Below are 273 nucleotides of genomic sequence, written 5' to 3'. Positions count from 1 at the left end.
AGCTCCACATAATCATCCGTGAAGGACCAGAAGAAGGACTCGGTCAGCTGCAGGGCCTTGGCGTAGTCGTAGTTCTCGAAGGCCTTGGTGGAGGCCTTCACGACGTCGGCCAGCTGCTTGAGCAGTGCGGAGTCAAGGGCGTTGGTGATCACCGCGGTGTCAGCGGTGACCACGTTGGCTTCCGTGGCACCCAGGTTCAGGACGAACTTGGAGGCGTTCAGGAGCTTGATCGCCAGGCGGCGGCCAATCTTCATCTGGGCGATCTCGTACGCG

Annotated in this window: 1 protein-coding gene; it reads right to left on the bottom strand. The window is 60.8% G+C overall.

Annotation, left to right across the window (positions count from 1 at the left end; all coding sequences use genetic code 11):
* A partial coding sequence (locus SB754_RS20275) for a class I tRNA ligase family protein (protein ID WP_410784163.1) occupies nucleotides 1-273 on the bottom strand: 273 nt, incomplete at both ends.

It is taken from the genome of Leifsonia sp. SIMBA_070 (assembly GCF_046534635.1).
GTDB lineage: Bacteria > Actinomycetota > Actinomycetes > Actinomycetales > Microbacteriaceae > Leifsonia.
Note: the sequence above shows the minus strand (reverse complement) of the source record. Positions and strands in the feature narration are given on the sequence as shown.